The sequence below is a fragment of the Cardiobacterium valvarum genome, from assembly GCF_900460955.1.
In the GTDB taxonomy this organism is placed as follows: Bacteria; Pseudomonadota; Gammaproteobacteria; order Cardiobacteriales; family Cardiobacteriaceae; genus Cardiobacterium; species Cardiobacterium valvarum.
The window spans coordinates 2,694,944-2,719,872 of the sequence record NZ_UFUW01000001.1; the positions used below are offsets into that span (position 1 = coordinate 2,694,944).

The window sequence follows — 24,929 nt, forward strand, 5'->3', positions numbered from 1 at the left end:
TAAAAGGCGGGCATATGACCGTATGCCCGCCTGTTTTTATGCGTTACATATCCCACCCCTCACAATAGGCCGGATTGGCACGTGCAATAGCCCCAACCGGGGTCAGAACCCGGCGCTGCATCTTCCATTGCCCGGTTTGATGTTGCAGCTGCCCGACGATCAGGCCTTTGTGCCGTCGTACATCGCGGGCAAAAGTCTCCAGCGCCGAAGTTTGAAAAACATTGCCGCCATAACGCGCGCAATAGGCCTGCAATGCGGCCTGTGGCACACAGAAATCTGCCGCCGCCGCATTGGCTTGCTGTTCATGCGCCGGCAAATTCTCGGTATCCTCACGCTGCAAAATCTGCGGATCATCCACGGTTTCTGCGCTTTGTCCGTCGCCATTGAAAACATGCTCCAGCTCATGACGCAGGACAAACCAGAAATTATCAATCCGGTCCAGGCGCAACGACATGGCAATTACCGGATTCTCTTCGTCCAGCCAGAAACAGGCACCATCAATTTTTGCGCCTTTCAGCGCCTGCAAATACAGCAGACGGATGCCGTAAGACGGTAGCAGCGTAGCAACTTCGGCCACACGTGCTTCATCGTCCAGCATGGTTTCAAGTTGGGCCAGCAGGGGGGCCTTGCAGGCGGCATCAAACGTTGTCGGTACCGGCATTTTCTCTGTGATGGCGCGCGCGCGCATCACCCACGCCTGCTGCACCAGCGGATAATCGCCATAGAGCGCCGCCTGGGTCTTGGCGGCAAAGACAGGGGACCTTTCAAACCATTGCCGCATTGCTCGGGTTCGTGCCGTAATATCATTGACGGCCTGAATCCAGCCCCGCTTGACCATTTCCTGATAAAACGGGAAGGTCTCGCGGAATTTGGCTTTATCGGCGATCTCCGCCTGATTGATCTCGGTGTTCGCCAGATCGTACTGGCTTTGCAGATTCATCCATAATTCCGCGCTGGTGCCGAACGCGGCGGCCAGCTGCTGTGCCGTCTGTGCGGTAATGCCCGCCTTGCCGGCAATAATCTGGTTAACCACGCGTAGCGGCCGGCCAATCATTTCGGCCAGTTCTGTTTGTGTCCATTCGCGCGTATCCAGCTCATCCTTGAGGTATCCCCCTGGATGGAAGGCTTCTTCCTCGATATGGCTCATGGCACCCTCACCCTAATGAAAATCTTCTTAATAGAACAAATCACGATTTCCTCCGCGTCAAGGAGGAACATCAAGCGGTATTGGTCGTTCAGTCGTAACGAACGCTCCCGTCTCTCTCTATATTCTTCACAATGCAAAGGACGCTCCCGTCCCCCCCTATATTCTTCACAATGCAAAGGACGCTCCCGTCCCCCCCTATATTCTTCACAATGCAAAGGACGCTCCCGTCCCCCCCTATATTCTTCGCAATACAAAGGACTCTCCCGTCTCTCTCTATATTCTTCACAATACAAAGGACGCTCCCGTCTATCTCTATCTCTATATTCTTCACAATGCAAAGAACGCATGGCTTGCAAATCGCGTATGTTTTTTGCCGCCTTGATGTAATTGAGGCACTTCCTGAACGCTTTACCGAGCTCCGCTGGGTAGCCTTTGACAGGCTGTCCGTCCGCCAGTTTTTGCAACTTCTTGTCCTGAATACTGTACCGCATGAAGCGCCTGAAATGTCATTTTGTGTAAAATGGTACAAACTCAAAAACCATAAGTCAATACCCGCTCACTGCCCAGCAAGGTAATCCCCCGCAAGCTGCACCATCTCCGCCACATCCTCATCAGTGAGCTGCAAAAAGGGGCGAGCGGGGATGCCGGGGTGGTTGACGCTCTTGCGGTAGATGGTGCGGTTGCCGACCTTGAAAGCCAGTGCCTTGGCGCGGCGGGCGGTGATGGCGTGCGGCGCCGTGCCAAATTGGTGATAGGGGGCGTAACTGAGGCTGGAGCCGACCACCGCCTGCTTGCTGTCGCTTTCTGCGGTGATACTGTCGCGCAGCCGCCCGGTATCCAGCAGCGGCCTGCCGCGTCGTGCTTTCAGACCCGCCCAGGCGGGGCGGCCACCGGCGCGGAAATTGAGCATCACTGCGCGCTGCATCCTTGCGGCAAGCAGCGCGGTAAGGTCATCGGAGTGTGCGAGCGTGCCCTCGATGCTGTTGAGCAGATTGGTGAGGGGGTCGAGGTTAACGCGGATGTCGAGTTCAGCCATGTTGCCGTGCCTCGTGCCATGCCCTGATGTCGGCAAACTGCGCTTCCATCCACTCAGGGTTATGCTCCACCAGCCACAGCAGGCCGAAGGCCTCGCCGACGCCGTAGGAATACAGCTCGCCATTGATGTTGCGGTGTGCATCCAGCCAGCGCCACATCTCTTCATTGTGCGGCGTGTTGTAGGCGTTCACCGGTGCATCGTCGAAGCCTTGCCAGTCTTCGCCGAACAGGTCGCGGCCATAAGCGGCATAGGCGGCATCCGGGTCTTCCGCCACCGCCACCGCAATCCACGCCTGCTGCGCTGCCTCAAAGGCGGCAAAGGTCGGGTATTGCGGGTGGTAGCGCCAGAGGGTGCGCCGCTCCGCCTCCGTCAGGTAGTTGTAGATAAAATCCTCAGGCTGCCAGCCGCGCGGTTCGTTTTCGTTCAGATTTCCTGCAAGGTGAGCCATTGTTCGCTTTTTCCGTTGATGGTTCTTATTTCGCCGCTCAGGATGCGCCATGCCGTACCGGGGCGGAATATCACTTCTTCCTGCTGCGGCAGCAGGCTGAGGGCGCGTATTTTCTTGCCGCGTTGGCAATGGAGGGTGAGGCGCACCGGATAACGGGCAAAAACCTCCGCTCCGGCACTGCCGCTGAAAAAGGTGGGGTTATAGACCACATCGCCCACATCCAGTCCGGCGAAAAGGGCATTGTACTCCGCCGCTGTGGCGCGCCGCACCACCGTGCCGGCATAGTCGGGCAGTTTGCGCAGGGCGCTTTCCATATTGGCCACCAGCGCCGCGCTGACCAGCTTTTCGGGGTATTTTAGTCCTGCACCGCCGTGCAGCAGCAGGTTGTTGATGTGCCCGTGTACCCGGGTAAACACGGCAATGGACAGCGTCTCCGCCTCGTCCAGTCCCAGCGCCGCACCACGCCCGAACAGGTCATTGTGCTTATAGCGGATATTGTGGGTAATCTCTGCCTGCGCCGCACCATATTGCGGCACGGTGTCCAGTGCCTGCTTCAGCGCATCCAGATTCTCTATGCCACGCAGTCCGGCGGCCTCACCCGCAAGTTTGGCACGCTCGGCCAGCCGCTCGGCAAAGGCCGCGCCGTGCTTCTCCGCCGCAATCTGCTGCAATCGGTCGAGGTAATTGGCGCCGACGTTGCGGTCAAAGCCGACATCGGCACTGATGATCTGCCCATTGGGCATTTTCAGGCCGCGTGTGGTCACGGTGTCGCCGTCGCGCCCGACCAGCTGCTCCACGTCCTCCCACTGCCCCTCGCTGCTCTCGGCAACACGGCCCATGGCTTCGAGGTCGCGCGCGCTGTGCTGGATGACACTGCACCTGCAATTAAAACCATTGGGCGGATAAAAAGTCTGCCAAAACGGGTCATCAATAGGGTAAATATGCCCATCCAGTGCCGCGTGTTCGTCGCGGGTACGGTCATCCATCACCGCCGTGTACTCAAGGTAGGGCATGGCCTTTTGTACGCGCGTGATTTCCTGCCAGCGTCCGGCGGCAAAGGCATTTTTGACGTTGGTGCGGTAGATGGAGTTAAGACGGTGCTCACCAAAGCGCACCGCCAGTTGCTCGCCGGTCTTGCTGTCCACCATCAGGCCGTCATCAAGCAGCCAGCCGTGTTGCGCCATGCGGCCGCCGACATCCTCGCGCCACTCACGCTGCGATTTGCCCTGATTGATGGCTTCTTGCAGCGAGGCGCGCAGTTCCTCTACCACGTCCTCGCGGTAGAGACCCGTGATAAAAAACGCCTGCTGCTCGGCAGCGATTTGCGCCTCGCGCCAGTTGGCGGGGGTGGCGTAGCCTAGGCTCTGGAAATAGCGGACGGCGCGCTCCGGCGGCAGGCCGAGGGCGAAACCGAGGTCAGGCGCGGGCATGGATTTGCCCCCACAGATTGGCGACAAAGAGGGCGCGCGCCAATACCTGCTGCATCTGCGCACCATCCCAGTCGGGATAGGCGGCGCGCACGTCGGTGGCGAGCGCATCAAGGCTCACGCCCTGTTGCAGCAGCTTGCCGAGATGTTTCGCCAGCGCCTCGCCGCCCTCGTTAAGCGGATTATGCGCGGCGTCGCGATCAAGTATTGCTTCTAGCAGTTGTTGCCCGCTGGCATTGGCCGGCGTGACCGAGAGGGCCGCCTGCCGTGGCGCGCAACAACTACATCCCGCGCCGGCAAAACCGGCAGCGGCAGCGAGTGGCGCGGGTGCGGCGTTATTGTCGGGCAGGTGCAACACGGCCTCGCCCTCCACCGCCGCCGGAATGGCGAGCTTTTCGCGCGCCCAGGCAGCGGGAATCTGCATGCCGATGCCGACCAGTTTTGGCAGAGCGTCAGCGTAAACGGCAAGGTCTTCGGGTTGTGACAGGTCAAACGCAAAGTACGGCATCCGCGCCGGGTCAACGCCGCCACGGTTGAGCAGTACCAGCGGCGCAATCAGCTGCCGTGTCAGCGTTGCCGCCAGTTGACGGGCATCGCTGGCGAGCAGGTCGTGCCGCACCTCGTTATGGACGTTGCCAAGGGCGTTGGTGCTCGTCTTACCGTCGGCCTGGCTGGTCAGGGTGCCGCCGAGGATGATTTTGCTCGCCGTTTTTTCACACCAGCTAATCATGGTCATGTAAGCGTCGCCGTTGCCGTCGGCGGCATTGAGCAGCTCCAGCCCCATGCCCTCGGGGATGATGCCGGCGGCGTTGTGGCCGATGCCGACCACGGCGCGCAGCAGGGTCTTTTTATCCTCCTCGGTGGCTCCGGCGCTGTATTTACCGATGCGCACCGGCAGGCCGTAAATTTCCAAAAATTCGGCGAGGTCGCGGATCGAGTAATTTTTGAAGAGATACGGCCAAACTAATGACCGCATCAAGCCGCCGCGCGCGGTGATACCGCTGCGCGCCTGGGCACGATGCACAATCCAGCCGCAAGGCCACAGCTCCTCCCCTTCGGGGTCGCCGTCCACCGCGCGCAGCCGTAATACATTTTTCCGCAGCTGAAACCAGCCCTGCGGGCGATGGGTAAAGGTGGCGGGCAACCATAGCCCATCGCGCTGTTGCCAGGCGATTTCACAGGCGGCAAAGCCGTGGCCGAGTGCGTCGAGCAGGTCAAAGAGCAACGCCTCAAAATCATCCAGCCCGTACAGCCAGCGCTTGACCTCTTCGGCGAGTGCCTGCTCCGCCGCCGTGGCATCCACCGGCGGCAATACCTGCCACGGCAGGCCAATCAGCGCCCGTTTGCGCTTGCTCATCTCGGCGAAGATATGGCCGTCTTTTTCCTCGGCGTCGGCAAAAAGCTCCGCTTGCGCGGTGATGTCGCCGTCCTCGGCGGATTCGAGGATGTCGTGCAGTTTCAGCGGCGTCAGCCCGCGTCCGGGATGGTCAAACGTGGTGCCGAGCCGCGCGGCCAGCGCTGCGCTCTGTGCGCCTTTGGGTACTTTAATGCGTTGTTGTACGGCCTTTAACGCCGCCTTAAACCAGTGTTGCATTGCTTGTCCTCCTACCATGCGCCGTCGCCAAAGCGCGCCGCGTCGCTATGACGCGGCACCGCCGTATAGCCCACCTGCTGCCCGCCGTGCGCCACCGCCCCCGCCCACAGCATATGCAGGGCATCGGGGCCGTCGTCATGATCGGCCTTGGGGAAATGGCGCAACTGGCTGATCAATGTCGCCTGCTCGCTGTGCAGCTTGATCAGACCGTTCGCCATATGCGGTTGCAGGCTCTCAATGCGCAGCATCTTGTCACTATGCGGGCTGACCGCACGCGCGGGGACGGGGATGCCCTGCGCGGCACTGCGGCGGATAAGCTCCGTCCGCAAAAATTCCTGGAATTGCACCGCCTCGACAAACCACACCAGACAGTGGTAGCGCTGGTGCAGGGCAATGACGTCGCTGATGATGCGGTCGGGCAGACGTTTTTTGATTTGCGCCTCGACAACGTAGAGCGTGCCGCTCTTGCGCTCGTAGCCGCCAACGAGGATGGCGGACGGGTCGCGCGCTGCGCCCGCTCTGCCCAAAGAGGGGTCCACCGCGCCAAAATAGACGAGGTCGTGCGGCAGCTCTCCCCAGTACTGGATGACATGGGCAAAGGGCACATCCTCGCCGCTGACCGGGTCGTTTTGGTACTCCGAATCAAAGGTGGCATGTCCGTCGCGGGCGCGGATTTTCATCAGTGCCAAGAGCGGTCGCGCCGCCCAGCTCACCACCGCGCCGGCATCCATCGCGGCGCGGTGCTCGTAATAAAAGCGATCGGCGGCGGCCTCGCCGCCGGACAGATAGATGCTCTCCCATTCGTCCCACAGCACCATGTCGCTCGGCGGCTTGAGCAGCGCCTTAAAACGCGCCGTGGTCCATGCCTTGTTGTTTAGAGTGCGCGCCAGCACGCTGTCGTAGTGGAGGATGGTGCCGATATAGACCACATCCATTTTCTCGCCGGCGGCGCCCAGCGGCAGCACGGTCTTGGTCAGCCAGCTGTGCAGCTTGTCGCGCTGCTCGGCGCTGCGCACTTGTTCGTCGTTTTCGAGGTCGTCAAGGATGACCAGGTCGGGACGGTGTGCGCCGTGGCGCAGACCGCGCAGCTTTTTGCCGCTACCGGCGATGGTGATTTTGATGTTGTTGGCGGTGACCACGGTGCCCGCCTGCCATACCCGCCCTTTGCCCGCCGCCTCCGGGAAATCTATGCGCAAACGCGGATTGGCCTCCAGCTCGACCTTGATGGCCTCCAGCATCGGATAGGCCTGGTCGATACTCTCCATAATCAGCACCGCGTAATGCTTGCGCCCGGTGACGATGCAGTACAGGGTAAAAAGCTGGGTGACGAGGGTGGATTTGGCTTCGCCACGCGGCGCAGCGATGGCGTCCAGCTCGCTTTTCGGGCTTTGCAGGATGCGCGGCAGACGGTCAAAGAGGTAGCGGTGCAGGTCGCTGCGCTCTGGATGGCGGGTGTAATGCGGGAAATAGTGGTTGACGAAGTAGTCATAGCCCGCGCGCGGGTCGAAAACCAACTTGCGCCGTGCCGCCACCGCCTTGGCGCTGTCGTCCCAGCCCGCATAGTGTGCCTCAATATTGGCACGCAACGACGCCGACAGCGCGGCGAGGTTTTCAAAAAATTCAGCTTTTTTCATGCTTCACCAGCGGGACTGAGGAGTTTTTCCGTCTCCGTCCTGACCAGTTCCAAAAACGCGGCGAAGTTGGCGCAATCGTGCGGCACGGTCTTGCCGCCCACGGTCAGCTCGTAGCGTGGCCGTTGCGGGTTGTCGCAGCTCACGCATACGACGCGGTGGCGGATAGTGATGATGGTCCACGCTCTGCCGTCCGGCTTGTGGTAGGTGGCGATTTCGCTCGCGTGGATGTGCAGCATTCGCACCACAGCGGCCAGTTCAAAATTAAAACAGACCCGCGTCATTTCAATTCCTTCTCCAGTTGCGCCCCAAAAGGTTCGAGTTCGTCGAGAAACGCGCCGAGTAATTCGGGGCGTTTTGTTTTCAGCCAGTCGGCCAATTTTTCCAGCACTTCCAGTGCCACGGCGAGGCGTGAGGTTTCCGGCAGCAGTTTTTTGTTGGCGCTGATGGCCTTGTTGTAGCTGTCGGAGAGCGAGGTCAAGAGCGTTACCCGCTCACTGGCGGGGATGTCTTCACGCGCCAGCGCATCCATTGTCCCCTTGAATTGCAGGACGAGGTCGGTGAGTAGTTGCCGCGCGATGTCTTCGAGGTCTTTGCCGGCCATCGTGTGTGCGGCGCGCAGTTTTTCCCAGTTGTCGCCGGCGGTTTCCGCCTTGTCCTTCCAGCGGCGCGCGGTGGCAAAGCTCACACCGCACTGCCCCGCCGCGACCTCCAGCGACAACCGCTCAAAGACGTAGAGCCGTCGCAGTTTGTCCCTGGTCTCCTGCCCATGCGCCATGCTTATATCCCGTATTTGGCGCGGATAAAGGCAACACCGACGTTGACGATGCCGCCGCCAAGGACGCCACCGGCAAAGCCAATCACCGCCGCGCGCCGCGTCTGCTCGCGCTCGAGGGTGTCAAGGCGGGTGTACAGCCGTTCGTTTTGCGCGCGGATTTCGCGCAGGATTTGCATCAAGTCGGCGATGGTCGGCTCCTGCTGTGCCCTGTCGGTCATGATGATGTTGCTCATTTGTCTGCCTTGTTATCGAGTTTGTCGTTAATCCGTTGTGTTTGCCCCTTGACCTCGTTCACGAGGTCATAGAGGCGGTTAAACTGCTCTTTGGCATCGTCGCGGCGCTGGTAATGCTCACCAATGGTGCGTAGCTCGGTATTGAGCTGGCGCTCGATATTGTCCATGCGCTGTTTGTCTTCGTCCTGCCGCTTGTCAATGCCGCGCACCCAGTACCAGCCGATGGCAATCAGCAGCGAGATGATGGTGTTAAACAGCTGTTCTTGCGTCATGGCACAACCTTGCCGCCGATGCAGGCGGCACGCCAGGCACGGTTGTGAATGAGGATTTGCCGCTGCGTCTCCATTGTGTCCTGCCGCGAGGGATAAATAACGGCGAAACGGTCGCAGGCGCTGTCAATGATGACCGGCGCACGGCTGGCGCAGCCGGTCAGCAGCAGGGCGAGGAGGAGGGTCTTAGTCGCGGTAGTCATTGGTGAGCCCCTCCTGTACGGTAGCGTCATCCATGCGCTCCACCTTGGCGAGGATGGCGGCGCGGTCACGTACGGCGGCGAGTTGTGCGGCGGTGGCGGCAAGACGCTGCTCGCAGTCGGCGAGCTGTGCCCGCGCGTGGCGCAGCCGCGCGGTCTGCAGTTTAAGGAGGCCGAGTAGTAGGCCGCAGACAGCGGCAGCGGCGAGGATAAGGTTAAGCGTCATCATTGCCTCCTTTGTTGCGCTCGCGGTAGGCGGTTACCGCTCCCTTGCTCACGGTCAGGCCGCCACAGTAGGCGGCAAACCAGGCGTAGAGGTCGGTAGCGCTGGCGCGGTCAAGGATGACACTCACCAGCAGCACCAGCGCCAGCACGGCAAAACCGCATAGCTGCACCGTCGCCGTGGTCGATAGCCGCCCGTCGCTGTTGCTGACGAGTTCGAGGACGCGCGGGCTCATACGACCTCCTCTGTGGTATGGTCGGGCAGCGGCTGCATCCCTTCTTCCAGCCATTCGGCGACGTCAAAGCCGGGGCAGAGTTTGATCCATTCATTCGCGGTGATTTTGCCGTCGCCGTTCAGGTCGGGCGAGAGATCGCGGTGGCCGCAGATGATGGCGTCGGGATAGCGGCGGGCGCAGTCCTGCACGATTTCCGTGAGCGTTGCCCATTGCGCGCGCGTAAAAGCGGTGGTGCCGACCATGCAGATGCCGATAGAGCCGGTGTTGTAACCCTTGACGTGCGCGCCGGTCTCGCCCTCGGCGCGACCGCTCTCCAGCGTGCCGTCAGTGTCAATGATGTAGTGGTAGCCGATGGCTTTGAGATGCGGGTTAAAGGTGTTGATATGCCACGGGCGGCGGGCAAAGCCGCGCCGTGCGTGCATATCGTCGATGCGTTGCGCGGCGGTTTGCCGCGCGTTACCGAGCCGTTTGCCGTTGGGTGTCGCGGCGCAGTGGATGATGATGCGTTTGATGGTGTTATCAGCCATGAAAAAGCCCCCTGTTTGTTCAGGGGGCATTGTGGAATTCGGAGCGTCGCCGCGCGGTGTGGCGGATGTCAGTGAGGTAGGGGGCGGACTGCGGTCATGGTAGCACGTTACCAAATAATGCGCGTCTGCCTTGACGCAGGCGGGGTCTGATCGACCTCTTTGAGGATGCGCCAGATGTGGCGGTCGGTGAGGTGGTAGCGGCGCGCAATCTCGCGCACGCTGTCGGCGGCGGTCATGCCGCCGCCAATGGTGTGCCGGTCAAAGGTCGCGCGGATGCGGCGATTGCGCAACTCCAGCGTCAGTCCCTCGCATTTGGGTACCCAGAGCTTGCCCTGCGCGCCGTAGGCGTGGCAGAGACGGTCTGCTGCGTCCTCACCGATAACTTCAGCGAGGACGGCGCGGGTGGCTTTACCAGTCACCGTTTTGCCGAGGGCGACTGGAAAGGTGGTGCCGCCGTAGTGGTCAATCAGCATCAGGGTGGCGTCGATACCGATGACAGTAATCAGCGCCAACACACTGCCCGGCAGCAGGTGAGCGATGTCCGGATATTCGCTTGCGTCAAATACTGCCACGGCCTGCCTCCCGCCGTTGATAGACGGCCAGCGCCTGCATCAGTTTGTACAGCTCCGGCGGGCGCAGCCATTCCACACGCTCGCGTGCAAACATTCGTTTCGCCATGCCGTGCGCGTAGGCCCACGGCAGCTGTTTATCGGCAAGGATGGCGCCGATTTTGTCGAGGATGACGCGGTTTTCCGGCGCTACACGCGGACGGGCGGCGCGGCCGCGTGCCGGCGTAAAACCGAGACGGCGCAGGGCGTCAATCACGCCTTTAAGCTCCGGCAGGGTGCAGTCGGCGGCGCTGCTTTTACCGACGGTGCGCATCAGCAGGGCGCGGTAGTCGTCCTCCTGCATCGCCAGCGCGCGACGGCCGGTGTGGATGGCTTTAAGCAGGTTTTTGCGGTGGGCTGCCTGGGCGGGTGTCATGGTCATGATGGGGTCTCCATGTCGTGCAATATGGCTTGCAGTTTGTTGATGGCGGCGCGTAGTTCTTGCGGCACCTTGCGCTCGCCGCGCTTGATGTCTACCGCTGTTTGCAGCAGGTGGCAGGCTACGGCGGCAATAACCGCAGCAGTCGTATCGCGAGTCATGTCCGCCCCCAGCGCAGTTTGTCAACGAGCCTTGTCAGCCAGTCGGTATTGTCCTGGCGGTCTGCCGCTGTCAGCACCGGTGCGGGCAGTGCCGGTGGTGGTGGAGGCGGTGGCAGGTGGTCGATAAACTGCGCCGGTGACGGCCAGCGGCGGCAACTGACGCACAGCCCGGTAAAGGCGCGGGCGACACGCGCAGCGTCATCCTCGCGCCACGTCCGCTTGTAGCCGAGGGCGTCCAGCCACACGGTGGCGGTGGCTTGCAGGCTGTCGGCAGGCGGCGCGCCTTCGAGGCGCAGGGCATAGAGGCGCTGGATGCCGTCGATAACGGCGTTATGTACGGCTTTTGGCAGGGCTGACATGGGATGTCCTTAGTAGCGTTTCATACTGGCAAGAGAGGCAAGACCGCCTCTGGTTTTGCTCGGCGCGGTCTCCATGACCCGCACCGTATTGCCGCCGCTGCTTACCGCTGCTTCCGGTTGCCAGTTGGCCAGCACGGTGTAGAGGTAGCCGTGGTTTTTCAGTGGGGGCACGAGGCGGCCGCTATCGCGCGCCTCCAGCACTTGTTGCAGCGCCCACAGCCACGCTTCCAGTGGTGCGTCGCAGGTTTTGCCACCGCGCTCGATGCGCTGCGCGTCTATACCGGCTTGCAGTTCGGTGAGCAGTTTCGCGAGACGCGGCATGGAGAGCACTGATTTCTCCGGCCTAAACAGGCCGCAGTAGCGGACGAGGAGGCGGGTCAGCTCGCCGCCGAGGTCAGCGAGCCGGTCCAGGGCGGCGCGCGCGTCATCGTGGGCGATGAGGGCGTCAAGGCTGTTCACCGCGCCACAGCAGGGGCAGCGGATGTTCATTGCTGCCCCCTTTTGCCACCCTGTTGCAGCATCAGCAGCAGCGTCAGCCCGCTGATTGCGGTGTTGCCCAGCAGCAGGCCAACCGCCCCCACGGCCATGTCCTGCCGCAGCATCCCGCCCAGCACCATCACCCCGCCCAGCAGGGCCAGCGTCAGCGCCAGCGCGCATAGTAGGGTCAAGGTACGCCCGTTCATGCTTGCCATCCTTTGAGCTGGGCGAGCAGCAGGTAATCGCTGTGCGAGAGCTGCACCCGCCGCCACCCCTGGCGGATGGTGACGCTGCCGTCGGCGGCGAGGGTGTAGCGCAGCGACGCGCGGCGGCGGAGGAGAATGTGCAGGAGGTTCATAGTTCTTTCCTCGTCCAGCGGGTGGGGCCGAGGATGACGCGCATCCCCGCTAGCTCTTCGTAGTTATCGCCGTCATTTGCGCGGACTTCGACAACATCGTTGTTCTCCGCCTCGTCTCCATATACCGTCACTTGTATCGGGCAGCCCGCAGGCAGTATGCGGGCGAGGAGGCGCAGGCTGTCACTGATGAGACAGATTTGTCCGTTTTGTGGCGCGGCATCGGTGGTAGGGAGCAGACGCTCAAAATGCGGATATTTGCCGGCATCTTGGGCAAAGAGCTGGTAACGCTCCTGCTCTTCGTCGCGGCGGTTGTAGGTGGTCAACGTGCCGTCCGTCAGCTCGCAGTAGTCGCCGAGGCTGCCGCGCGGCAGGAGATATAGCGCCCGTCCGGTCGGTTTGTTGGCGCCGAAGGTGTGCGGGATGACGCAGAACCCCCGGCTGTTGCTGGCGACGATACGGTCGCCGTCATAGTCAAACAGCACGCCGTAGAGATAGGCGCGGGGGTCGCTGCGGCTGGCAGTAAAGAGACGTGCCGCTGTCAGTTTTCGAGAGGGGATTTTCATGGCTGTGTCTCCACTTCAAAGGGGACAATGACAAAGTCTTCTTTGCCTTTGATGACGCTGATGCCGGCGATGCCCGCCGCGATGTCCGGTTCGTTGAGGAGTGCCTCCTTGTTGATTTCTTCTTTTTCCCGGATAAAGCGGAAGAGACCGAGGCTGCGCAGGTTTTCGAGGACGGCATCATTGCCCCGGACGGCGATGGACGGCGGACGCTGCCGCCAGCTCACTTCACCGGTGATCAGGTTGGCGGTTTTGCCGCCGCCGGCAGTAAGTTCGGCGCGATTCGCCTCGCACCACGCCTGGATGCCTTGTTGTAGCGCGGCGGAGCGCTCGGCCAGTGCGTTGAGTGCCGGTTTGGCCTCGTCGGTGAGCTCGGCGATTTTGTCGTTGAGGTCGTGGGTCAGGCGGGCGTGTTCGCGCTGAGTGTCGCCGAGGGCTTTGATCCAGCTCTGGGTTTCCTCGCGGCTTTGCGGGGCTTCGAGGGTTGCCGCTTTGAGGCGTTTGTTTGTATTTTTGGCCATGTTGGGCTCCTGTTTAAGGGTTGGTTAAGGGCAAATCGGCCTGCGCGGCACGGCGCTCGGCCAGATACTGTTGCAGGGCGCGATTTTCTGCGCGCAGCCACTCAAGATGCTGGTGGGCAAGGGTGTCGATACTGTCGCCGGCGGTCATGTCGGCATAGCGGCTGGTTTTTGTGGTCACAAGGGCGTTGTCGTAGTCGTTGCCGTAGTAAAAGAGGCTGTAAATGCTGCTCACGCCAATGTTCAACGCCGCACGGGCACGGTCAGCAAAAGTCAGGGCAATCTCCACGGCGCCCCCTTGCCACTTCTCCGCATTGCGGACAGCTTCAACCCGGGGTTCGTCTCCCTGTATGTCCTGCGCAATGCGCAGTGCGCAGGACATGCGGTTTTGGATGTCGGCCAGCATGGCGTTGAGTCTGTCCGCGAGGGGGCGCAAGTCTTCGTGGTAGGGGAGAAGCGGGTCGTAATCGCGTTCCCGTACCGCACGGCGGAAGCCTGCCCACAGTTGTTTTTCGGCGTCTGCGCGGTTCATGCGGCGGCCTCCTTGACAACGCTGGCAGCGGGGGCACCGCGTAAGGTCAGCGTAGCGACGGCGCGCTTGCCGTCGCCGCATTCCACCTGCGTCTCGATATTGGCGCGGCCTTCCCGCGCCAGTTCCCGTCCCAGCACGGCGGCAGCTTGTGCCCACGCGGTCAGGGCTTGCAATAAGGGATCGTTTTTCATGGGTGTCCTCCGTTTAATCAATCAGCATCTCTGCCATGCGTTTAATCAGCGCCTCGTCCACGGGTCTCCCGTGGTTGTCGGCGATTTTCAGCGCCCCCCGCAGCAGTTTTGCGAGGCGGCGGGCGTTGCCGCCGCTCACTTGGTAGAGCAGTTCGTTGTACTCGCCGTTGCCCAGGGTGGCCTCGGCAATCTTGGCAATGTCCTCGGCGGGCAGCGCGTTCTTGATGTCCTGGCAAAAGCCGATGCGGCTGTACAGCTGTTTGTATTCGCCGCGCGCACCGCGCAGGTTGGCGCGCAGACGCGGCATCCCCGCCAGCACGATGCCGATGCCGGTCAGGTCATGGATGCGGCGCAGGATTTCCAGGGGCTTGAGGCCAAGTAGTTCCGCTTCGTCGACGATCAAGAGGCGTTCGCTGCCGCGCAATCTGTCGCAGATGGCGGTCATCATTTCGTGGTTGGTGCGCGCCGGGGTGAGGCCCAGTGCCGCCGCGATGGTCTGCAGTAACACTTTGGCGTTGTAGGTCGGCTCAACCTCGACCATGACAACGTCGGCATTTTTTTTCGCGTATTCAGTCAGCGCCATCGTTTTGCCGAGCCCGGCCTCGCCGATGATCAGGTAGATTTCGCCCAGCGAGTGCGCCAGCAGCGCGGTTTCGTGCATATGCTTGGCGGTTTTGGTTGGCACAAAGCCGATGTTGACCGCCTTGGCTTTTTCTTTGCTGCGCGCTATCAGTTGCGTAACTTTGCCGTCCAGGGCGGCGGTGTCGCCTTTGTACTTACCTTGCAAGTACTGGTTGATCGTCGCGCTGGACACGTCCAGCTTGCTTGCCGCCTGTTGCTGCGTCAGGCCGTGCGCGTCCATGTAAGCGCGCAGGTCGTCTCTTTTGTTGCTCATGTCTGTCCTCACATCATGCTTTTCAAAAATTGGTATTGGGTCTCTTGTTCCGCCGCGCCCCCGCCCGTGCCGAGCAGGTCGTGGAGGGTTTGCGTCTTTTCGTGTTCGAGAGTGGGCCGCGTTTCTGCGATAGCCTTGGCGCGCTTGTCATCCAGCTTGCGCAGGCGGCGTTCGGCGCGTTGCCGGCGGCTGCGTTCCACCAGTGACTCCGGAAAGGCCGCGCGCTTGTTGCCGTCGAGCTTGGCGTCGCACAGCCAGCGCCCATCAAGGTCGCGGATGATCGCCAGCGCCGGATCGTGCTGGTCGATCAGCGCTAGCACGGTTTCGCCGTCGTAGGCTTCGAGGGCGCTGTGCCAGTACTGGTTGTTCAGTACGGTCAGCCAGCCGCGTTGCACCACGCGTTTGAAACCCGGCCTGAACATGTCCCGCGCCTCGACCTCGGTCAGCGGGTGAAACTCGTCATCCGTCATCTCCGCGAAGATGTGCCCCCGCATCTGCGCCGGCGTCATCCCGCCCAGTTCGCGGTGCTGGTGCTCCTCGTTGTACCAGTTCACCGCCGCCGCGACGGTTTTCAGCAGGTCATCCCATGACGGCAACTTGCCCTGCGCCCATGCCTGCTTCGGCGTGAGTTCCTGTTTCCCCTCGCGCTGCGCCTTGGCCAGCGACGCGGTAGCGGTGTGGATTTGCCGCACCGTGTCGCGGTCGGCGCCCGGGCCGTGGTAGGTTGCAAACTGGCGCGCGATGGTGTGCGCCAGTGTCTTCATGACTCTTTCGATAATGCCGCGCCCCTGCGGATTGCCGGGGATGCCGGTCTCGTGGTGGATGCCGAGGCGGTCAAAGATGCCGCTGATGTCGGCATCCAGCGTCTTGTTCGTTTGCCCGCCGCCGTTGTCCGAGTAGTACATGGCGGGGATGCCGTTCTTCGTCATCGCGTGGCGCAGGGCATCGGCGACGGCGATGCAGCTCTCGGCGTAGGACAGCGACCAGCCGACGATGTAGCGGCAGGCGGTGTCCATAATCAGGGTGAGCTCCGGCACAAACGGCTGACCGTGGTCGGGGTGCTTAACCTTCATCTTTAACGAGTGCCCGTCGCCGACCCACACGTCGTTGTTTTTCAGGGTGGACCAGTCCCGTTTTGTGTAGGTTTTCAGAGCGCGCATCCGCGCTCCGGTAATCCGCCCCTGCTCGCGGATATAGGCGGGCATTTGGCTCATCACCGTCTCCACCACGCCGAGGCTGGGCAGCAGCGCCGCGCCATGTCGTGCCACGTAGGCCTTTGCAAAGCTGCGGTAGGCCTCGGCGATACAGACACCGTTGGTGTTGCGGTACACGCCCAAAAACTCCGGTAGCCATTCGCGCCGTGTCAGGGTGATGGGCGGTTGCCCCTGCTTTTGCGGGGCGAGGGCGCGCAGCCGCTCGGCGCCGTTGTCGCACAGCTCCTCGTCCAGCAGCCACTGGTAGAGGACGCGTGTCCCCACGCCCGGCTTGCCCCCCTTGCGCGCGCAGGCGATGGCGCACTGCCGGTTGAGGTCGCCGGGCAGCTCATTCGCGCGGCTCATTTCGCTCACGCGCCGCACCGCTTCCTGCCGCGTTTTGCAGGCGGCCTCCACCTCGCGCACATAGCGCGCCAGTGCCATCCGTGCATCCGCTACAGCGCGCTGCTTGTCGCTTAACGCACCGAGGTCGCGGTCAAGGTGTTTCACCTCGCGGACGACGACGGGGTTTTGCTTGGCAAGCGCTTGCAGGTGACGCTCACGTATCTCGGCCTGCACCTCAGCGGGCAGCGACGAGAGGGCGTATTCATTACCGCCGCCGCGACCGGTGCGTTCTTGCATCGGCCACCCCTCCCGCTTCGCCTTCTTCGTGACACCGGGGCGCGTTTGTGGCAGACTTACTAACCGCAAATCAGCCAACTCTTGCGCGGTGTAACCTGATTTCGGGTTCATATCTGGCCCAGCTTACTTGCTATACCTGCTCGGCCATATCACCGCCGGAGAGACGCCGATTGTCGCGGCAATAATGCGTTCCGCTTTGGGGTATCTCCGATAAAGTGCGTTCCGTAGAGCGCCCCGGCTTAGACCGTTCGCCGTTGATAGCGCTGACATGTTGGTTCCGGCCTTTTTCAGGCCGGCAATGATGTCGGCGGGGTGCCAGTCGCCTGGCACTTTTTTTGTAACTATATTTGTACGCATTTGTTCACCTGTTTTGCTAACCTGATGCGCACATAATAACCTGAAACCAAGTTGCCAGAAAGTGTAAACAGGTTGGTTTCAGGTTAATTTTAAGCGATAAAACCTGTTTATGGGTTAATTACTTGACTGTTCAACACCTTAGATAAACCTGAAACCGGGATTTTTGGTTTCCTGCGAGTTGCACCTTATGACTACACAACCTGAAACCGCACTACTCTCGCTCTTCGATGGCAGGGTAAAACTGGGCGACAGGCTGAAAACTGCCCGCGAAGGCACGAAATTATCTAGAGATGCCGTAGTTGAGCGCGCTACTACGGGCTTCTCGCGTAGTTCGCTGCAAGCATGGGAGGCGGGAGAGCGGGAGCCTAGCCTTGATAACTTGTTTGAATTGGCGCAGATTTACGGGACGCATCCGTGGGAGCTCTTGACGGGTCAACGATCGGAATACCCCGCAAGCAATGACGATGACTACGCCTACGTCGCCGCATATGACATCGAGGCCAGCGCCGGGCACGGGATGTTTACGGATGGCGCCGTCAAACCCGACCGCTACCTTGCGTTCCGCCGCCAATGGATAAGAGAGCGCGGTCTTGACACCAACCAGCTCGCTGCCATCTTCACCAAAGGCGACAGCATGACCCCGACCGTCCCCGACGGGGCTACCATTGTGATTGACCTGCGCCACCGCATGCCGGTGGACGGCAAAATTTTCGTGATCCGCATTGGCGATCGTCTATGGATCAAACGTACCCGCTGGATACCGACCGGCGCTTTACGCCTGATTTCGGACAACCCGGACTACGAGCCGTTCGACATCCCGCGTGCCGAGCTCAACCACGGAGATTTCGAGGTATGTGGGCAGGTCGTTAACGCGTCCTTCGACCTATACTGAGACCCGCCACACGCTACAAAAAAGCGGCCTTAACAGCCGCTTCACCCACTTTTTAAATCCGTTTAAACACCGCGCAATTTATGCACAAATAAGTAACGCAACAGCGCAAGTTTTGCCCGTTTTTTGCGCGTTCCTATGCATATCCTTTCCGCGCCTTCCCGCCGCCTTGCATTTCCCCGCAACCCGCGCCGTTATTGGGCTGACTGCCAAAATTTGGCGCCGATTTTCCCCCTTCCTCTTTATGCATATTTAAACAGTCCCCCACACAAACACGACAGCCCGGCCTACATCGGCCTCTTCGCCCGCTCGCTGCAAGTGCTGGCCGCCTGCAAGGACGCACCCTTCAAGACCTACGACGAATTCATCGCCTACGGCAAAGACAAACCGGTGCAGGTCGCCAACTCCGGCGCGGGCGGTGCCAACCACGTCTCCGCTGAAGCCTTCGCCCTCGCCGCCGGCATCAGAATCGACTCCGTCCCCTTCGACGGTGCCGCCGACGCGCGTACCGCCTGCATCGGCGGCCATGTGCAAACCCTGGTCGCCTCGCCGGCAGAAGTGAAGTCCGCCGCTGAAGCGGGACAAATGCAGCCGCTCTTCGTGATGGAAGCCGAACGCATTGCCGAGTTCCCCGACGTGCCGACCGCCGTGGAAAAAGGCGTCGATTTCACCTGGTCCTCGTGGAAAGGCATCATCGCCCCGCAAAAACTGCCGCCTGACACCGCCGCCTGGCTGGAAAAAGCGGTGGAAACCGTGGCGAATGACGCGGATTTCAAGACGAAGATGACCGAAATGGGCGACTTCCCCACCTACGAAAACGCCGCTGACTTCAAGGCCCGTGTTGATAAAGACGAACAGACCACCCGCGCCGTCCTTGAGAAACTCGGCATGCTCAACATGAACAACTGACGGCAAGCGGCGGCTCCGCTGCTGCCGCCTCTTCACCCAACCCGACAAAGGACAGCTTATGGACCATCTCGCATTACTCACCCCGCTCCTGCAATGGAACGTGGTGATGGCCATCGCCCTCGGCACCCTCGGCGGCATTCTGGTCGGTGCGTTGCCGGGGCTGACCGCCACCATGGGGGTGGCGCTGCTTATCCCGCTCACCTTCGGCATGAGCCCGGTGATGGGGCTGAACATGCTCATCGGCATCTACATCGGCGGCATCTACGGCGGCTGCATCTCCTCCATCCTGCTGCGCACCCCCGGCACACCCGCCTCCGCCGCGACCGTGCTCGACGGCTACCCGATGGCGCAAAAAGGCGAAGCGGGCTGTGCGCTCGGCATGGCAACCATCGCCTCCTTCATTGGCGGCATCTTCGCCGCCGTCGTGCTTGCCTTCCTCGCACCGCAACTCGCCGGCATCGCCCTCAAATTCGGCGCCTCCGAATACTTCGCCCTCGCGCTCTTCGGCCTCACCATCATCGCCTCGCTCTCCGGCGACATCCTGAAAGGCATCCTCTCCGGCCTGCTCGGCATCCTCATCTCCTGCGTCGGTGCCGACCCCATCAGCGGCACCCTGCGCTACACCTTCGGCATCCAGGGCTTTGCCTCCGGCTTCGCCTTCACCCCGGCGCTGATCGGCCTCTTCGCCCTGTCGGAAATCTTCTCGCAGCTTGAGCGCAGTGCGCGCACGGACGGCGGCGACATCTCCGCCGTCTCCGGCGGCGTCTTCCCGACACTGGCGCAGATGAAAGACAGCATCGGCGCGCTGTGGCGCGGTTCCGTCATCGGCACCTTCATCGGCATCGTGCCGGGCACGGGCTCCGGCACCGCCTCGTGGATCGCCTACAACGAAGCGCGCCGCGCCTCGAAAACCCCGGAAAAATTCGGCACCGGCCACGCCCCCGGTATCGCCGCCACCGAATCGGCCAACAACGCCGTTTGCGCCGCCGCACTCATCCCGCTCCTTGCCCTCGGCGTACCGGGTGACGTTGTTACCGCCGTGCTCATGGGCGGGCTGATGATCCAGGGCCTTGCCCCCGGGCCGCTGCTCTTCCAGAACGAACCAGGCGTCATCGTCGGCATCTTCGGCGGCACCTTCATGGCGACCTTCTTCATGCTCGTCTTCGGCCTGATGATCATCCCCTTCGCCGCGAAAATCCTGCTCGTACCGCGCCGCCTGCTGACCATGTCCATCATCCTCTTCTGCTTCATCGGTGCTTTCTCGCTCAACCTCAACCCGGTGGACCTCTACACCATGATCGGCTTCGGCGTCCTCGGCTGGGCGATGCAGAAATTCGGCTTCAGCCAGGCGGCACTGTGCATCGCGCTCATCCTGGGCCCCTTGATGGAATCCAACCTGCGCCGTGGCCTCATCCAGAACAACGACAGCTTCGCCGCCTTCCTCACCCGCCCCATCACCCTGCTTTTCCTCGTACTGGCCGCTTTCTCCCTCTTTTGGCCGCTCATCCGCCAGCACCTGTCCCGCCGCCGCGCGGCAACCCACTAAGGAGATTCTCCCATGACACCCGCAAAAGAAGCCTACGTCGCCCTCGTCACCTGCTTCAACGACGACGAAACCATCAACTACGCTGCCACCCGCCGCCAGGTGCAGCGGCAAATTGCCGCCGGCAACAACCTCCTCTGCTGCGGCACCAACGGCGACTTCAGCGCGCTCACCTTTGAAGAAAAAGTGCAGCTCACCGGCGAAGTCGTCGCAGAAGCGGGCGGTAAAGTCAAAGTCATCGTCAACGCCGGCATGCCCGCCACCTTCGAAACCCTGAAACTGGCCAAAGCCTTCGACGCCCTCGGTGTGGACGGCATCGCCGTCATCACCCCCTTCTTCATCGCATGCACTCAGGACGGCCTAATCCGCCACTTCTCCACCATTGCCGATGGTGTGGAAGCCCCGGTGTACCTCTACGACATCCCGGCGCGCACCCAGAACCACATTGAGCCGGCAACCGCGCGCGCCCTCGCCGCCCACGGCAACATCAAGGGCATCAAAGACTCCGGCGGCGCCAAAGAAACCCTCGAAGCCTACCTGCAAGTCGGCCACGACGTGCCCGGTTTCGACGTCTATTCCGGCCCCGACCACCTCGTGCACTGGGCACTCGCCAACGGCGCACGCGGCTGCATCTCCGGTCTCGGCAACGTCATGCCGGACGTGCTCGCCGCCATCATCACCGCCTACAACCGGGGTGACGAAGCCGCAGCAAGCGCCGCCCAAGAAAAATACACCGCCCTGCGCACCGACCTCTACAAACTCGGCTATCCGCCGGCGATGGTCAAACGTGCCCTGTGGGTGATGGATCACAGCGTCGGCGCCTCGCGCCAGCCGGCGATGGTCAAACGTGCCCTGTGGGTGATGGATCACAGCGTCGGCGCCTCGCGCCAGCCTGCGCTGCTGCCGAACGACGCCCAAGACCAGGCCATCGCCGCCATCCTCAAACAACACGGGCTCCTCGCATGACCACCGTCATTACCACCTCACCCGGCTTTGGCAAACACGGGCGCGTCCCCGACCTCATCGCCGCACGCGGCTGGGAATTCATCCGCTGCGCCGACAACGACGCCCTCACACCACACCTTGAACGGGCCGATATCCTCGTCGTCGGCCTGCCGCCCGTGGACGAGGCCATCCTCGTCCGCGCGCCGCGCCTCAAAGCCGTGCTCAAACACGGCGTCGGCGTGGACAATATCGACATCCCCGCCTGTACCGCACACGGCCTGCCCGTCTGCAACACCCCGGCGGCCAACGCCGATGCCGTCGCCGAACTCGCCGTCGGCCTGCTCTACGCCCTCGCCCGCCACATCCCGCAGGGACACGTCAGCGTCACCAGCGGCGGCTGGAACCGCGTTGCCGATCGCCAGCTCGGCGGCAAAACCCTCGGCATCATCGGCCTCGGCAACATCGGCAAACGCCTTGCCAAACTGGCGCAGGGTATCGGCATGACCGTCATCGCCCACGACGCCTACCCCGATACCGCCTATGCCACCGCACACGGCATCCGCCTCACCAGCCTGGACGACGTCCTCACCCACGCCGACTATATCTCGCTACACATCTTTGGCGGCAAAGACAACACCGCCCTCATCAACGCGCGCACCCTGGCACAGATGAAACCCGGTGCCTGTCTCATCAACCTCGCGCGCGGCGAAGTCATTGACCTCGACGCTGTTTACGACGCCCTGCAAGCGGGACACCTCGGCGGTGTCGCCATTGATGCCTACACCCGGGAACCGCCGGACACGAGTCATCCCATCTTCCGCCACGCCAACGCCATCTTCACCCCGCACAGCGGCGCGGACACCCTGGAAGCACTGGAAAACGTCGGCTTGATGGTCATTGACAGCATAGACGCCGTCCTGCGCGGCGACACCCCACCACACTGCCTGAACGCCGGAGAACTACCGCCCCGGCAAACCCCCATAACGGAGACCCCATGACCACACTTGACACCCCCATCCGCCTTGAACGCCCGCGCACCGTCCTCTTCGGCGCGGGCGCCCTCGCCCAACTCGGCGACTGGCTCGCCGCCCACAACTACCACCGCCCCTTCATCGTCGCCGATCCCTTCCTGCGCGACCGCCTCAACGCCCTGCACCTCGCCCACCTGCGCCACTACACCGACGTGTGCGGCGAACCCGACATCCCCATGCTGGATGCCGCCGTGGCGGCGGCTGACGGCTGCGACGTCGTCATCGGCTACGGCGGCGGCTCGGCGATGGATCTCGCCAAACTCGTCGCCGTCATGCAAAACGGCCACCCGCTTCTCGCCGATATCAGCGGCCCCAACCGCGCCCCGCAACGCACCGTCGGCCTGGTACAAATCCCCACCACCGCCGGGACGGGATCAGAGGCGGGCACACGCGCGCTGATCACCAACCCGGAAAACCTGAGCAAAATCGCCACCGAAAGCCCGCACATGCTGGCCGATCTCGCCATCATCGACCCAGAGACCATGTTAAGCGTGCCGCCTGCCGTTACCGCCGCCACCGGCGTGGACGCCATGGCGCACTGCGTCGAAGCCTACACCTCAAAACGCGCCCACCCGCTCATTGATGACTACGCCCTGCGCGGCATCGAACTGGTCGGCAAATACCTGCAACGTGCCGTTGATAACGGCATGGGCGAAGAAGCGCGTAGCGGCATGGCGCTGGCCTCCTTCTACGGCGGCATCTGCCTGGGGCCGGTCAACACCACCGCCGGACACGCCGTCAGCTACCCGCTCGGCCCGCGCTACAAAATCCCGCACGGCCTCGCCAACGCCCTCATCTTCCCGCACACGCTGGCCGCCAACCGAGACGCCTGCGCGGAAAAAACCGCAAAAATAGGTGCAGCACTGGGCTTTGCCGCCCATGACCGTGCCAGCACTTTCGCTGGCGCCTATGCCTTCTGCAAGCGCCTCGGCCTCGCCATGCGCCTGCGCGATCACGGCGTGGAAGAGACGGCCCTGCCGGCAATGGCGGAAGAAGCGCACAGCATCCGCCGCCTGCTCGACTGGAACCCGGTCGACCTCTCGGCAGATGACATCCTCGCCCTCTACCGCGCCGCCTACTGAGCGGTGAGTGCGGACGGATAAGGGAGGCTGTTGGCGATCTCCCTGCCACACAAGCGGATAATTTGATATAAAGCGCTCCCGTTTTATCAAACCTGTTGGAGGCATCCATGACAGAACAACACACCATCAAATCCCCGACTTTCTCCGTCTTTTTCGCCCTGCTCGCCCCGATCGTGCTTGGGTTGACGGTCTATTTCACCATTACCCGCATCAGCACGATCACCCCGCCCGACAAGAGCAACGCCTCCGGTGTTGCCGCCATTGAGCGGTTGAACGAGGCGCGCGTGTCCGCGCGTCCTTCCGCTAATCCGCAGTGAGACGGCGCCGGTTTGCAGAAGAAGCCTGTCGTAAAGACAGGCTTTTTTGCGTATCGGCCTATCCCCACCATCGCCCCCCTCCCAGCCATGACCGCTACCGCCCAACTCACCGCCATTCTCACCGCCAATGCCGCCGCCGGCTATCCTGACCTCGACCGCAGCCCGGCCGCGCAACAGGAACGCGCCCGCCACCAGGCTTATCTCGCGCGCAAAAACCGTATTGAGGGCCTGCCGCCGCCCGATGCCTTTGCGGCACAGCTCATCCGCCATCTTGTTGCCGGCGACATCAGTCCGGCGCAGTACATCACCCTCATCCGCCTGCATTCACCATCATGAAACTCAGCCTCTGGATCCACCGCAGCGCCGCCGCCCATCCCGATAGCGAGACCGCGCTGCTGGAAACCCGCCATCTTGCCGCCTTCGTGACCGGCCTCAGCCTGACGCAGCAGCGCATCCACGACCCCGATCTCAGCGCCGATGCTGTAGCGACGCTTGACGCCCTCGCCGCCCGTCTGCACGCGGGCGAACCGCTCGCCTACCTGCTCGGCAATCAATCTTTCTACGGGCTTGATCTCGCCGTCAGCCGCGCCACCCTCATCCCGCGCAGCGACAGCGAAGCGGTGGTAGAGCGTGCCCTTCATCATCTGCGCGACGTTGCCCGCCCGACGGTGCTTGATCTCGGCACCGGCAGCGGTGCGCTGGCGCTGGCCATCGCGAGCGCCCGCCCCGATGCCGATGTCACCGGCAGCGATCAAAGCGCGGCGGCGCTGGCGGTCGCCACGGAAAACGCCCGCCGTCTCAGTATGCCTAATGTCCGCTTCCTGCACGGTGACTGGCTTGCCCCCTTTGCTGACGAAAGCGCCGACCTCATCATCAGCAATCCGCCCTATATCGCCCCGGACGATCCGCACCTCGCCGCCCTCAGCCATGAGCCGTTAAGCGCCCTCGTCGCCGCCGAGGACGGCTACCGCGACCTCAACGTCATCATGGACGATGCGCCGCGCGTGTTGAAATCGGGCGGCTGGCTCATCATGGAGCATGGCTGGCAGCAGGGCGACACCCTGCGCGCCCGCGCCACACGTTATCCCGCCTGGCGGCATATCGCGACCGGGCAGGATTACGCCCGGCGCGACCGCTATACGGAAATGCAGAAAGGCGGCTAGCGCGGTCAGCCGCTTGGCGGGAACCCGGTCTGCTTGGTGGGCCAAGGCTCACCCTACGCGAGTCCGGTATTG

General features: G+C 62.3%; 37 protein-coding genes. 9 read left to right on the top strand and 28 right to left on the bottom strand.

Annotated features, from left to right (window positions below; genetic code table 11):
- Nucleotides 1–43 precede the first annotated feature (43 nt).
- The 28 genes from DY250_RS13175 to DY250_RS14810 all read right to left on the bottom strand — a co-directional run bounded on the left by DY250_RS13175 (nt 44) and on the right by DY250_RS14810 (nt 16,978).
- Nucleotides 44–1,147, bottom strand: a complete 1,104-nt coding sequence (locus tag DY250_RS13175; RefSeq protein ID WP_115612666.1) for a HigA family addiction module antitoxin — start codon at nt 1,145–1,147, stop codon at nt 44–46.
- Between the two features lie 556 nt (nt 1,148–1,703).
- Nucleotides 1,704–2,183: a phage virion morphogenesis family protein gene (locus tag DY250_RS13185; protein ID WP_115612668.1), complete on the bottom strand. Its 480-nt coding sequence runs from the start codon at nt 2,181–2,183 to the stop codon at nt 1,704–1,706.
- Nucleotides 2,176–2,631, bottom strand: a complete 456-nt coding sequence (locus DY250_RS13190; protein ID WP_115612669.1) for a hypothetical protein — start codon at nt 2,629–2,631, stop codon at nt 2,176–2,178. The genes DY250_RS13185 and DY250_RS13190 overlap by 8 nt, the downstream gene beginning before the upstream one ends.
- Nucleotides 2,607–4,061 carry a phage head morphogenesis protein gene (locus DY250_RS13195; protein ID WP_172542387.1) on the bottom strand — a complete coding sequence of 485 codons (1,455 nt, stop codon included), beginning with the start codon at nt 4,059–4,061 and terminating at the stop codon, nt 2,607–2,609. Before DY250_RS13195 ends, DY250_RS13190 begins: the two co-directional genes overlap by 25 nt.
- Nucleotides 4,048–5,652, bottom strand: coding sequence for a DUF935 domain-containing protein (locus DY250_RS13200; protein ID WP_115612671.1), 1,605 nt, complete (start codon nt 5,650–5,652; stop codon nt 4,048–4,050). Before DY250_RS13200 ends, DY250_RS13195 begins: the two co-directional genes overlap by 14 nt.
- Nucleotides 5,653–5,663: 11 nt before the next feature.
- Nucleotides 5,664–7,286, bottom strand: a complete 1,623-nt coding sequence (gene terL, locus DY250_RS13205) for a phage terminase large subunit (protein WP_115612672.1) — start codon at nt 7,284–7,286, stop codon at nt 5,664–5,666.
- Nucleotides 7,283–7,567 carry a hypothetical protein gene (locus DY250_RS13210; protein ID WP_115612673.1) on the bottom strand — a complete coding sequence of 95 codons (285 nt, stop codon included), beginning with the start codon at nt 7,565–7,567 and terminating at the stop codon, nt 7,283–7,285. Before DY250_RS13210 ends, terL begins: the two co-directional genes overlap by 4 nt.
- Nucleotides 7,564–8,061, bottom strand: a complete 498-nt coding sequence (locus DY250_RS13215) for a DUF1804 family protein (RefSeq protein ID WP_115612674.1) — start codon at nt 8,059–8,061, stop codon at nt 7,564–7,566. The genes DY250_RS13210 and DY250_RS13215 overlap by 4 nt, the downstream gene beginning before the upstream one ends.
- A gap of 2 nt (nt 8,062–8,063) precedes the next feature.
- Nucleotides 8,064–8,294 carry a hypothetical protein gene (locus DY250_RS13220; RefSeq protein WP_115612675.1) on the bottom strand — a complete coding sequence of 77 codons (231 nt, stop codon included), beginning with the start codon at nt 8,292–8,294 and terminating at the stop codon, nt 8,064–8,066.
- A complete protein-coding gene (locus DY250_RS13225; RefSeq protein WP_115612676.1) occupies nt 8,291–8,566 on the bottom strand; it encodes a hypothetical protein in 276 nt (91 codons plus the stop codon). The genes DY250_RS13220 and DY250_RS13225 overlap by 4 nt, the downstream gene beginning before the upstream one ends.
- On the bottom strand, nt 8,563–8,766 hold the full coding sequence (locus DY250_RS13230; protein ID WP_115612677.1) for a hypothetical protein: 204 nt from the start codon (nt 8,764–8,766) through the stop codon (nt 8,563–8,565). The genes DY250_RS13225 and DY250_RS13230 overlap by 4 nt, the downstream gene beginning before the upstream one ends.
- Nucleotides 8,750–8,989, bottom strand: coding sequence for a hypothetical protein (locus DY250_RS13235; RefSeq protein ID WP_115612678.1), 240 nt, complete (start codon nt 8,987–8,989; stop codon nt 8,750–8,752). Before DY250_RS13235 ends, DY250_RS13230 begins: the two co-directional genes overlap by 17 nt.
- A complete protein-coding gene (locus DY250_RS13240; protein ID WP_115612679.1) occupies nt 8,979–9,221 on the bottom strand; it encodes a DUF2644 domain-containing protein in 243 nt (80 codons plus the stop codon). The genes DY250_RS13235 and DY250_RS13240 overlap by 11 nt, the downstream gene beginning before the upstream one ends.
- The gene (locus tag DY250_RS13245; RefSeq protein WP_115612680.1) at nt 9,218–9,748 is read right to left on the bottom strand and encodes an N-acetylmuramoyl-L-alanine amidase; all 531 of its coding nucleotides are present in this window, start codon (nt 9,746–9,748) and stop codon (nt 9,218–9,220) included. Before DY250_RS13245 ends, DY250_RS13240 begins: the two co-directional genes overlap by 4 nt.
- A gap of 107 nt (nt 9,749–9,855) precedes the next feature.
- Nucleotides 9,856–10,320 (bottom strand): Mor transcription activator family protein, encoded by a 465-nt coding sequence (locus tag DY250_RS13250; RefSeq protein ID WP_115612681.1) that lies wholly within the window; start codon nt 10,318–10,320, stop codon nt 9,856–9,858.
- The gene (locus DY250_RS13255) at nt 10,307–10,738 is read right to left on the bottom strand and encodes a gp16 family protein (RefSeq protein ID WP_115612682.1); all 432 of its coding nucleotides are present in this window, start codon (nt 10,736–10,738) and stop codon (nt 10,307–10,309) included. The genes DY250_RS13250 and DY250_RS13255 overlap by 14 nt, the downstream gene beginning before the upstream one ends.
- Nucleotides 10,735–10,896, bottom strand: coding sequence for a hypothetical protein (locus tag DY250_RS14125; protein WP_172542389.1), 162 nt, complete (start codon nt 10,894–10,896; stop codon nt 10,735–10,737). The genes DY250_RS13255 and DY250_RS14125 overlap by 4 nt, the downstream gene beginning before the upstream one ends.
- The gene (locus DY250_RS13260) at nt 10,893–11,255 is read right to left on the bottom strand and encodes a hypothetical protein (protein WP_115612683.1); all 363 of its coding nucleotides are present in this window, start codon (nt 11,253–11,255) and stop codon (nt 10,893–10,895) included. Before DY250_RS13260 ends, DY250_RS14125 begins: the two co-directional genes overlap by 4 nt.
- Nucleotides 11,256–11,264: 9 nt before the next feature.
- Nucleotides 11,265–11,744 carry a hypothetical protein gene (locus DY250_RS13265; RefSeq protein WP_115612684.1) on the bottom strand — a complete coding sequence of 160 codons (480 nt, stop codon included), beginning with the start codon at nt 11,742–11,744 and terminating at the stop codon, nt 11,265–11,267.
- Nucleotides 11,741–11,938 carry a hypothetical protein gene (locus DY250_RS13270; protein ID WP_115612685.1) on the bottom strand — a complete coding sequence of 66 codons (198 nt, stop codon included), beginning with the start codon at nt 11,936–11,938 and terminating at the stop codon, nt 11,741–11,743. Before DY250_RS13270 ends, DY250_RS13265 begins: the two co-directional genes overlap by 4 nt.
- On the bottom strand, nt 11,935–12,090 hold the full coding sequence (locus DY250_RS13275; protein WP_006984859.1) for a hypothetical protein: 156 nt from the start codon (nt 12,088–12,090) through the stop codon (nt 11,935–11,937). The genes DY250_RS13270 and DY250_RS13275 overlap by 4 nt, the downstream gene beginning before the upstream one ends.
- On the bottom strand, nt 12,087–12,653 hold the full coding sequence (locus DY250_RS13280) for a hypothetical protein (RefSeq protein ID WP_115612686.1): 567 nt from the start codon (nt 12,651–12,653) through the stop codon (nt 12,087–12,089). The genes DY250_RS13275 and DY250_RS13280 overlap by 4 nt, the downstream gene beginning before the upstream one ends.
- Nucleotides 12,650–13,171 (bottom strand): host-nuclease inhibitor Gam family protein, encoded by a 522-nt coding sequence (locus tag DY250_RS13285; RefSeq protein ID WP_115612687.1) that lies wholly within the window; start codon nt 13,169–13,171, stop codon nt 12,650–12,652. Before DY250_RS13285 ends, DY250_RS13280 begins: the two co-directional genes overlap by 4 nt.
- Nucleotides 13,172–13,184: 13 nt before the next feature.
- A complete protein-coding gene (locus DY250_RS13290) occupies nt 13,185–13,700 on the bottom strand; it encodes a hypothetical protein (protein WP_115612688.1) in 516 nt (171 codons plus the stop codon).
- Nucleotides 13,697–13,891: a hypothetical protein gene (locus tag DY250_RS13295; protein ID WP_115612689.1), complete on the bottom strand. Its 195-nt coding sequence runs from the start codon at nt 13,889–13,891 to the stop codon at nt 13,697–13,699. Before DY250_RS13295 ends, DY250_RS13290 begins: the two co-directional genes overlap by 4 nt.
- A 13-nt stretch (nt 13,892–13,904) precedes the next feature.
- The gene (locus DY250_RS13300) at nt 13,905–14,786 is read right to left on the bottom strand and encodes an AAA family ATPase (RefSeq protein WP_115612690.1); all 882 of its coding nucleotides are present in this window, start codon (nt 14,784–14,786) and stop codon (nt 13,905–13,907) included.
- Nucleotides 14,787–14,794: 8 nt separating this feature from the next.
- A complete protein-coding gene (locus tag DY250_RS13305; protein ID WP_115612691.1) occupies nt 14,795–16,732 on the bottom strand; it encodes a DNA-binding protein in 1,938 nt (645 codons plus the stop codon).
- 12 nt (nt 16,733–16,744) lie between these two features.
- The gene (locus DY250_RS14810; protein ID WP_006984866.1) at nt 16,745–16,978 is read right to left on the bottom strand and encodes a helix-turn-helix domain-containing protein; all 234 of its coding nucleotides are present in this window, start codon (nt 16,976–16,978) and stop codon (nt 16,745–16,747) included.
- Nucleotides 16,979–17,165: 187 nt separating this feature from the next.
- Between DY250_RS14810 and DY250_RS13315 the strand changes: the two genes are divergently transcribed.
- The 9 genes from DY250_RS13315 (at nt 17,166) to prmC (ending at nt 24,857) form a co-directional block, all read left to right on the top strand.
- Nucleotides 17,166–17,870 (top strand): XRE family transcriptional regulator, encoded by a 705-nt coding sequence (locus tag DY250_RS13315; RefSeq protein WP_115612692.1) that lies wholly within the window; start codon nt 17,166–17,168, stop codon nt 17,868–17,870.
- A gap of 213 nt (nt 17,871–18,083) precedes the next feature.
- Nucleotides 18,084–18,776, top strand: a complete 693-nt coding sequence (locus DY250_RS13320; RefSeq protein ID WP_245951143.1) for a tripartite tricarboxylate transporter substrate binding protein — start codon at nt 18,084–18,086, stop codon at nt 18,774–18,776.
- A gap of 58 nt (nt 18,777–18,834) precedes the next feature.
- Nucleotides 18,835–20,322 carry a tripartite tricarboxylate transporter permease gene (locus DY250_RS13325; RefSeq protein ID WP_115612693.1) on the top strand — a complete coding sequence of 496 codons (1,488 nt, stop codon included), beginning with the start codon at nt 18,835–18,837 and terminating at the stop codon, nt 20,320–20,322.
- 12 nt (nt 20,323–20,334) lie between these two features.
- A complete protein-coding gene (locus DY250_RS13330) occupies nt 20,335–21,285 on the top strand; it encodes a dihydrodipicolinate synthase family protein (protein WP_115612694.1) in 951 nt (316 codons plus the stop codon).
- Nucleotides 21,282–22,262, top strand: coding sequence for a phosphoglycerate dehydrogenase (locus tag DY250_RS13335; protein WP_115612695.1), 981 nt, complete (start codon nt 21,282–21,284; stop codon nt 22,260–22,262). Before DY250_RS13330 ends, DY250_RS13335 begins: the two co-directional genes overlap by 4 nt.
- Nucleotides 22,259–23,377 (top strand): iron-containing alcohol dehydrogenase, encoded by a 1,119-nt coding sequence (locus DY250_RS13340; RefSeq protein ID WP_115612696.1) that lies wholly within the window; start codon nt 22,259–22,261, stop codon nt 23,375–23,377. The genes DY250_RS13335 and DY250_RS13340 overlap by 4 nt, the downstream gene beginning before the upstream one ends.
- Before the next feature lie 107 nt (nt 23,378–23,484).
- Nucleotides 23,485–23,694 (top strand): hypothetical protein, encoded by a 210-nt coding sequence (locus tag DY250_RS13345; RefSeq protein ID WP_040389202.1) that lies wholly within the window; start codon nt 23,485–23,487, stop codon nt 23,692–23,694.
- An 87-nt stretch (nt 23,695–23,781) separates the two neighbouring features.
- Complete coding sequence (locus DY250_RS13350; RefSeq protein ID WP_115612697.1) at nt 23,782–24,030, top strand: hypothetical protein; 249 nt, start codon at nt 23,782–23,784, stop codon at nt 24,028–24,030.
- Entirely contained in the window at nt 24,027–24,857 is an 831-nt protein-coding gene (gene prmC / locus DY250_RS13355; protein ID WP_115612698.1) for a peptide chain release factor N(5)-glutamine methyltransferase, read from the top strand. Before DY250_RS13350 ends, prmC begins: the two co-directional genes overlap by 4 nt.
- The last annotated feature ends 72 nt before the right edge of the window (nt 24,858–24,929 follow it).

Coding starts and splice junctions, on each gene's coding strand:
- DY250_RS13175 (WP_115612666.1), bottom strand. CDS start 1,147: ATGAGCCATATCGAGGAAGAAGCCTTCCATCCAGGGGGATACCTCAAG.
- DY250_RS13185 (WP_115612668.1), bottom strand. CDS start 2,183: ATGGCTGAACTCGACATCCGCGTTAACCTCGACCCCCTCACCAATCTG.
- DY250_RS13190 (WP_115612669.1), bottom strand. CDS start 2,631: ATGGCTCACCTTGCAGGAAATCTGAACGAAAACGAACCGCGCGGCTGG.
- DY250_RS13195 (WP_172542387.1), bottom strand. CDS start 4,061: ATGCCCGCGCCTGACCTCGGTTTCGCCCTCGGCCTGCCGCCGGAGCGC.
- DY250_RS13200 (WP_115612671.1), bottom strand. CDS start 5,652: ATGCAACACTGGTTTAAGGCGGCGTTAAAGGCCGTACAACAACGCATT.
- terL (WP_115612672.1), bottom strand. CDS start 7,286: ATGAAAAAAGCTGAATTTTTTGAAAACCTCGCCGCGCTGTCGGCGTCG.
- DY250_RS13210 (WP_115612673.1), bottom strand. CDS start 7,567: ATGACGCGGGTCTGTTTTAATTTTGAACTGGCCGCTGTGGTGCGAATG.
- DY250_RS13215 (WP_115612674.1), bottom strand. CDS start 8,061: ATGGCGCATGGGCAGGAGACCAGGGACAAACTGCGACGGCTCTACGTC.
- DY250_RS13220 (WP_115612675.1), bottom strand. CDS start 8,294: ATGAGCAACATCATCATGACCGACAGGGCACAGCAGGAGCCGACCATC.
- DY250_RS13225 (WP_115612676.1), bottom strand. CDS start 8,566: ATGACGCAAGAACAGCTGTTTAACACCATCATCTCGCTGCTGATTGCC.
- DY250_RS13230 (WP_115612677.1), bottom strand. CDS start 8,766: ATGACTACCGCGACTAAGACCCTCCTCCTCGCCCTGCTGCTGACCGGC.
- DY250_RS13235 (WP_115612678.1), bottom strand. CDS start 8,989: ATGACGCTTAACCTTATCCTCGCCGCTGCCGCTGTCTGCGGCCTACTA.
- DY250_RS13240 (WP_115612679.1), bottom strand. CDS start 9,221: ATGAGCCCGCGCGTCCTCGAACTCGTCAGCAACAGCGACGGGCGGCTA.
- DY250_RS13245 (WP_115612680.1), bottom strand. CDS start 9,748: ATGGCTGATAACACCATCAAACGCATCATCATCCACTGCGCCGCGACA.
- DY250_RS13255 (WP_115612682.1), bottom strand. CDS start 10,738: ATGACCATGACACCCGCCCAGGCAGCCCACCGCAAAAACCTGCTTAAA.
- DY250_RS14125 (WP_172542389.1), bottom strand. CDS start 10,896: ATGACTCGCGATACGACTGCTGCGGTTATTGCCGCCGTAGCCTGCCAC.
- DY250_RS13260 (WP_115612683.1), bottom strand. CDS start 11,255: ATGTCAGCCCTGCCAAAAGCCGTACATAACGCCGTTATCGACGGCATC.
- DY250_RS13265 (WP_115612684.1), bottom strand. CDS start 11,744: ATGAACATCCGCTGCCCCTGCTGTGGCGCGGTGAACAGCCTTGACGCC.
- DY250_RS13270 (WP_115612685.1), bottom strand. CDS start 11,938: ATGAACGGGCGTACCTTGACCCTACTATGCGCGCTGGCGCTGACGCTG.
- DY250_RS13275 (WP_006984859.1), bottom strand. CDS start 12,090: ATGAACCTCCTGCACATTCTCCTCCGCCGCCGCGCGTCGCTGCGCTAC.
- DY250_RS13280 (WP_115612686.1), bottom strand. CDS start 12,653: ATGAAAATCCCCTCTCGAAAACTGACAGCGGCACGTCTCTTTACTGCC.
- DY250_RS13285 (WP_115612687.1), bottom strand. CDS start 13,171: ATGGCCAAAAATACAAACAAACGCCTCAAAGCGGCAACCCTCGAAGCC.
- DY250_RS13290 (WP_115612688.1), bottom strand. CDS start 13,700: ATGAACCGCGCAGACGCCGAAAAACAACTGTGGGCAGGCTTCCGCCGT.
- DY250_RS13295 (WP_115612689.1), bottom strand. CDS start 13,891: ATGAAAAACGATCCCTTATTGCAAGCCCTGACCGCGTGGGCACAAGCT.
- DY250_RS13300 (WP_115612690.1), bottom strand. CDS start 14,786: ATGAGCAACAAAAGAGACGACCTGCGCGCTTACATGGACGCGCACGGC.
- DY250_RS13305 (WP_115612691.1), bottom strand. CDS start 16,732: ATGAACCCGAAATCAGGTTACACCGCGCAAGAGTTGGCTGATTTGCGG.
- DY250_RS14810 (WP_006984866.1), bottom strand. CDS start 16,978: ATGCGTACAAATATAGTTACAAAAAAAGTGCCAGGCGACTGGCACCCC.
- DY250_RS13315 (WP_115612692.1), top strand. CDS start 17,166: ATGACTACACAACCTGAAACCGCACTACTCTCGCTCTTCGATGGCAGG.
- DY250_RS13325 (WP_115612693.1), top strand. CDS start 18,835: ATGGACCATCTCGCATTACTCACCCCGCTCCTGCAATGGAACGTGGTG.
- DY250_RS13330 (WP_115612694.1), top strand. CDS start 20,335: ATGACACCCGCAAAAGAAGCCTACGTCGCCCTCGTCACCTGCTTCAAC.
- DY250_RS13335 (WP_115612695.1), top strand. CDS start 21,282: ATGACCACCGTCATTACCACCTCACCCGGCTTTGGCAAACACGGGCGC.
- DY250_RS13340 (WP_115612696.1), top strand. CDS start 22,259: ATGACCACACTTGACACCCCCATCCGCCTTGAACGCCCGCGCACCGTC.
- DY250_RS13345 (WP_040389202.1), top strand. CDS start 23,485: ATGACAGAACAACACACCATCAAATCCCCGACTTTCTCCGTCTTTTTC.
- DY250_RS13350 (WP_115612697.1), top strand. CDS start 23,782: ATGACCGCTACCGCCCAACTCACCGCCATTCTCACCGCCAATGCCGCC.
- prmC (WP_115612698.1), top strand. CDS start 24,027: ATGAAACTCAGCCTCTGGATCCACCGCAGCGCCGCCGCCCATCCCGAT.